Below are 5,836 nucleotides of genomic sequence, written 5' to 3' on the forward strand. Positions count from 1 at the left end.
AAAAAATATACTGTTAAGTGCTTATGCAAAATTAATTACACATTTTATTATATATCTCCAATCTTATCCATAAATTATCAATTCTTTTGCCCTATTCCCTATTCCCTGTTCTCTGTTCCCTATCTCAACTAGAAAATTCCTAAAAGCACAACTACTTATAATTATAAAATAATCAAATATCAAAAAAATTAACTTGAAAATAAAAATGTTAAAAAGAACACAAAATCCGTCTCCAACTCACCACCTTACGGTGCTTTATATTGCCGGACTCAGTGTAATTGCAGGGTTATTTGTATTTGAAAAAATGATAGTAAAAAAAGCCCTAGAATATCAGTTTACCAGTTCTCGGGTAATTAATATTGCAGGTCGTCAAAGAATGCTGAGTCAAAAACTCAGCAAAGCTTCATTAGCTCTCAAGTTTACTGCCAACCCAGAAATAAAAAAACAACGTCAAGAGGAACTACAAGATGTTGTGCAGTTATTCCAACGTTCCCATGAAGGACTACAGTGGGGAGATTCAGAGTTAGGATTACCTGCTAATAAGAATAGCCCTAAAGTAAAACAAATGTTTGCTGAGATGGACGAATATTATCAACCAATAGTCGAGGCGGCTAAAGGTTTACTAATAGCTATAAACTCAGATTCAGAACAGAAAAATATTAGTCNCTACAAGATGTTGTGCAGTTATTCCAACGTTCCCATGAAGGACTACAGTGGGGAGATTCAGAGTTAGGATTACCTGCTAATAAGAATAGCCCTAAAGTAAAACAAATGTTTGCTGAGATGGACGAATATTATCAACCAATAGTCGAGGCGGCTAAAGGTTTACTAATAGCTATAAACTCAGATTCAGAACAGAAAAATATTAGTCCTTTTGTCGAAAAAATTCTGGAAAATGAGGCAAAATTTCTTCCACGAATGAATGAAATTGTCTTCCAATATGATGATGAGGCCCAAAAAAAAGTTCAGCAAGCTAGACAGACCGAAAATTTATTATTGATAGTGGCTCTATTACTACTTTTGTCAGAGGGACTCTTTGTATTTCGACCTGCAGTGAAACAGGTTAAACTGTATATTCAAAAACTGGCCCAATCCCAGAAAGAAACCGCTCAGATAGCAACAGAATTAGAAGAAAAAAATCAGCAATTAGATACGGCCTTAAAAGAAGCTCAATCAGTAGCCAAGCTCAAATCAGAATTTGTGGCCAATATGAGTCATGAAATACGCACCCCAATGAATGGAGTAATTGGGATGACAAGTCTACTGTTAGATACTGCTCTAGATCCTAAACAACGAAACTTTGTCGAAATTATCCGTGATAGTGGTGATAATTTGCTGGTTATTATTAATGATATTCTCGACTTCTCAAAAATTGATGCTAATAAGTTAGAGTTAGAAAACCAAGCTTTTGACTTGCGAGAATGTATAGAATCTTGTTTAGATCTGCTAGTTCCTCAAGCTACAGAGAAAGAACTAGAATTAGCCTATATTATGGATGATTCTACTCCCTCTACAATTGTGGGGGATGTGACTCGCTTGCGTCAAATTATAGTTAATATAGTCAGTAATGCGGTGAAATTTACTAACTCTGGAGAAGTAGTAATAAGTGTCACTGCTGAAGAAATTAACTCTGATAATTCTCAATCTCCNGAATCTTGTTTAGATCTGCTAGTTCCTCAAGCTACAGAGAAAGAACTAGAATTAGCCTATATTATGGATGATTCTACTCCCTCTACAATTGTGGGGGATGTGACTCGCTTGCGTCAAATTATAGTTAATATAGTCAGTAATGCGGTGAAATTTACTAACTCTGGAGAAGTAGTAATAAGTGTCACTGCTGAAGAAATTAACTCTGATAATTCTCAATCTCCTACCCACCAAATCCATTTTGCTGTTAGAGATACTGGTATTGGTATTCCACCAGAAGGTTTGAAGCGACTTTTTCAATCTTTTTCTCAAGTAGACTCTTCCACTACTCGTAAATATGGAGGTACTGGTTTAGGTTTAGCCATTAGTCAGCGACTATGTGAAATGATGGGCGGACAAATGTGGGTAGAAAGTGGGGGAAATGTGGGAGGAAATGCTGTTGTTACGAATCAAAATAATTTGCTTTCTCAAGATTCTGCTACTGTAGGTTCAATATTTCACTTTACAATTTTAACTACAACTGCTCCCAGTATTCCTAAAGCTTATCAAAATCCTCAGCCTCAACTTACTGGTAAACGAGTATTAATAGTTGATGATAATCCTACTAATCGACTCATTTTAAAAATACAAACTAAAAAGTGGAATATGATTTCTACAGAAGCAGAGAGTGGAGCAGAAACTATAGAGTTGCTGAGGAAAGGCAGAAAATTCGATCTCGCTATTTTAGATATGCAAATGCCAGAAATGGATGGTCTTACTTTGGCTGCTGAAATTCGTAAGTTGGCAAAACTGAAAACGCTTCCACTGGTGATGCTGAGTTCAGTATGTTATACGAAAAGTGATGCTACGAAACATTTGCAATCTTTTTTAAATAAACCGATTAAACCCAATCAATTGTACAACGTACTGATGCAAATTTTTGCTAGCCAGCAAATTGGGATTAGAAATCAAGTTCAGATAGATATTAATCAGAATCTGGCGAAACAACTGCCTTTAAGAATTTTAGTTGCTGAAGATAATGTGGTAAATCAAAAGGTAGCATTGTCGATGTTGCAGCAGATGGGTTATCGCGCTGATGTAGTTAATAATGGTCTGGAAGCTTTGACAGCTTTGGAGCAAATACCTTATGATTTGGTTTTGATGGATGTACAAATGCCAGAAATGGGAGGTTTGGAAGCAACACAACATATCTATGAAAAGTATGGCAAAGACTTAGAAAAAAGACCTGTTATTGTGGCGATGACGGCTGGAGCGATGGAGGGCGATCGCGACATTTGCATGAAAACTGGTATGGATGATTATATTAGTAAGCCAGTCAAAATGGAAGCTTTGCAGCAGGTGTTGGCAAATTGGGGAACAAGAATTTTGGCAAATAAAAATTCAGATTTAGAAGTACCTCTGGAAACATTCGAGTTTGTTTCTAACTCCTCCCCTGCAAACTTAAGTAATATTTCTACCGATATTCTAGTAGACTGGAAAGTCCTCGCCAATATTCGTAAACACCTACAAAAAGATGATGAACGAGATGTAGTAGGAAAATTGATTGATTTGTTTCTTGAGGATACTTCACAACTGTTAGCAACAATGAAAAAAGCTATTGAGGAATTTGACGCTGAAACTTTACAATTAACTGCTCACAATTTAAAGGGAAGTTGTGGAAATTTGGGAATTGTAGGTATGGAGAAAACTTCTGCGTCTCTGGAGAAAAAAGCTAAACTTGGTTTAATAGTTGAAGCAGAAAAACTGTTAATTAAATTAGAAAATGAGTTTGTTCTGACTCAAGCTGAATTACAGCGCTTTTCAGTTGAGTAAACCACAAAACTTTTGTAGGAGTCAGGAGTCGTAGGGGCTTGCTGGCCATGAAAAACGCAAAGCTCCGCTTTATATGTCGCTCCGCGTTTTTCATGTCGGCTCAAGCGCCGTTAGCGGAGCTTTGCGCTAGCAAAACGGAGTTGTGCGATAGCAAAACGCCCGTACAGGAGTCAAAGGCTAGTTTCAAAGCTCTACATCCTCAAGTTGCAACCGAATACAAGTCTTCGATTATGTCCCCAGTGCAAATCGACTGTGGTTTATCCATTTGAAAACTGCTGTAGAAAATATTTCATTAATTGATAATGGATAATGGATAATTATTTTTGTTGACGAAGCGTTGCGGAACGCAAGCATAATTATCAATTATTTAGATATCTCTAGAAAAGAGGAAGTAGGGAGAATTAATTGATATTTCTGTGGGATAATTTATTTTATTTTTTATTTAGCAATCCTAAATGATTTGTGAGAATTTTTATAATAGTTAAGATTGAGGGAAAACTTGAAAATTCTGACTCCTGACTCCTGACTCCTGTAAGGGCGTTAACGATAGTTATGCGAAGCTAACGGCCGTTTCGCTGCGCGACATGTTTGCGGAGCATTCCGTCAGGAAAACGCCCCTACCACNGGGCGTTAACGATAGTTATGCGAAGCTAACGGCCGTTTCGCTGCGCGACATGTTTGCGGAGCATTCCGTCAGGAAAACGCCCCTACCACAAAAATATTACAATTTAAATAGGATTGCTATTATGGGATTGATGATATAATTGCACAGTACAAAACTTTACCCTTGAAAGTCAATCATTTTATGAACCAGAATCTTTCCCAATTGTCAAGTTATCGACAAAATTTTCCGGCTTTAGCTAATAAAAATTATTTTAATTATGGCGGTCAAGGACCGATGCCTGAAATATCTTTGCAGGCAATTTATAACTCTTATCAAAAAGTACAAAATCTCGGACCTTTTTCTGAAAAAGTTGGTAAGTGGGTGATGAATGAAGCAGCTTTAACGCGAAGAGCGATCGCTACAGAATTAGGCGTTTATTCAGATACTATTACTTTGACAGAAGATGTTACTGTAGGTTGTAATATTCCACTTTGGGGTTTAGACTGGCAGCCTGGAGATCATCTATTACTTTCTGACTGTGAACATCCGGGAGTTATTGCTACAATTGACGAGATTCAAAAACGTTTCAAGATAGAGGTTTCTACTTGCCCAATAATGGCAACTTTAAATGAAGGAAACCCTGTAGAAGTGATAGAGCAAAATTTACGTCCTAATACAAAATTATTAGTAATTAGTCATCTTTTGTGGAATACAGGTCNTGTTACTGTAGGTTGTAATATTCCACTTTGGGGTTTAGACTGGCAGCCTGGAGATCATCTATTACTTTCTGACTGTGAACATCCGGGAGTTATTGCTACAATTGACGAGATTCAAAAACGTTTCAAGATAGAGGTTTCTACTTGCCCAATAATGGCAACTTTAAATGAAGGAAACCCTGTAGAAGTGATAGAGCAAAATTTACGTCCTAATACAAAATTATTAGTAATTAGTCATCTTTTGTGGAATACAGGTCAAGTTTTACCATTAACTGAAATTGTAAAATTGTGTCATTCTTTATTTTCATCCCCAATTAAAGTATTAGCTGATGCTGCTCAATCTGTAGGAGTTTTACCTTTAAAATTAGCAGAAACAGAAGTTGATTTTTATGCCTTTACTGGTCATAAATGGTGGTGCGGACCAGAAGGTTTAGGCGGACTTTATGTAAGTGCTAAAGCTAGAGAAAGTTTAAGTCCTACTTTTATTGGTTGGCGGAGTATTTTGAAAGATAAAACTGGTAAACCGATTGGTTGGCAACCTGATGGTAGACGTTATGAAATTGCTACTTCTGCTTATCCTTTATATTCTGGTTTAAGGGAGGCAATAAATTTACATAATCAATGGGGAACTGCAACAAAAAGGTATGAAAAAATTAAAGAGTTAAGTGCATATTTATGGGAAAATTTAAGCAAAATTCCTGATGTTCAATGTTTACGCACAGCACCTCCAGAATCAGGATTAGTTTCTTTTCAGTTAACCAATGGTAAATCGCATCAGCAGTTAGTTGAATATTTAGAAAGCCAGGAAATTATGGTGCGAACTATTCTCGATCCAGATTGTGTGAGAGCTTGTGTTCATTATTTTAGTGGAGAAGCAGAAATTGATAAATTAGTTGCAGAAATTAAAGCTTTTGTTTAGGTAATAGACAACAATAGGTAGGGATATTTTGACCGAATAATTAATAGTTAATAGTTAATAGTTGATAGTCAATAATTAATTATTCATTCAACAATTAAGGTTTAAAGCCTCCCCTTGAAAGGGGATAAATCAAAAAAA

Annotated in this window: 3 protein-coding genes and 2 pseudogenes; all 5 read left to right on the forward strand. The window is 36.3% G+C overall.

The genetic code is table 11. From position 1 onward, the window contains the following. Nucleotides 1-304 precede the first annotated feature (304 nt). Nucleotides 305-665 (forward strand): type IV pili methyl-accepting chemotaxis transducer N-terminal domain-containing protein (locus AFK68_RS45140; protein ID WP_371357381.1); only part of this gene is annotated, 361 nt, incomplete at its 3' end. 457 nt (nt 666-1,122) lie between these two features. After that, nucleotides 1,123-1,649: pseudogene (locus tag AFK68_RS43455) on the forward strand (histidine kinase dimerization/phospho-acceptor domain-containing protein); the annotation flags it as partial. Between the two features lie 64 nt (nt 1,650-1,713). Continuing rightward, the gene (locus AFK68_RS45145) at nt 1,714-3,459 is read left to right on the forward strand and encodes a response regulator (protein ID WP_371357382.1); all 1,746 of its coding nucleotides are present in this window, start codon (nt 1,714-1,716) and stop codon (nt 3,457-3,459) included. An 805-nt stretch (nt 3,460-4,264) separates the two neighbouring features. Then, nucleotides 4,265-4,781: aminotransferase class V-fold PLP-dependent enzyme (locus tag AFK68_RS38910; RefSeq protein WP_371357380.1), on the forward strand; the 517-nt coding region annotated here is incomplete at its 3' end. A gap of 1 nt (nt 4,782) precedes the next feature. Beyond that, nucleotides 4,783-5,698: pseudogene (locus AFK68_RS13970) on the forward strand (aminotransferase class V-fold PLP-dependent enzyme); the annotation flags it as partial. Nucleotides 5,699-5,836: the final 138 nt, after the last annotated feature.

Source organism: Hydrocoleum sp. CS-953 (assembly GCF_002260545.1).
Lineage (GTDB): Bacteria > Cyanobacteriota > Cyanobacteriia > Cyanobacteriales > Microcoleaceae > Trichodesmium.

Bases quoted from the DNA above. Each gene is read 5' to 3' on its own strand.
- AFK68_RS45145 (WP_371357382.1), top strand. From the start codon at position 1,714: ATGGATGATTCTACTCCCTCTACAATTGTGGGGGATGTGACTCGCTTG.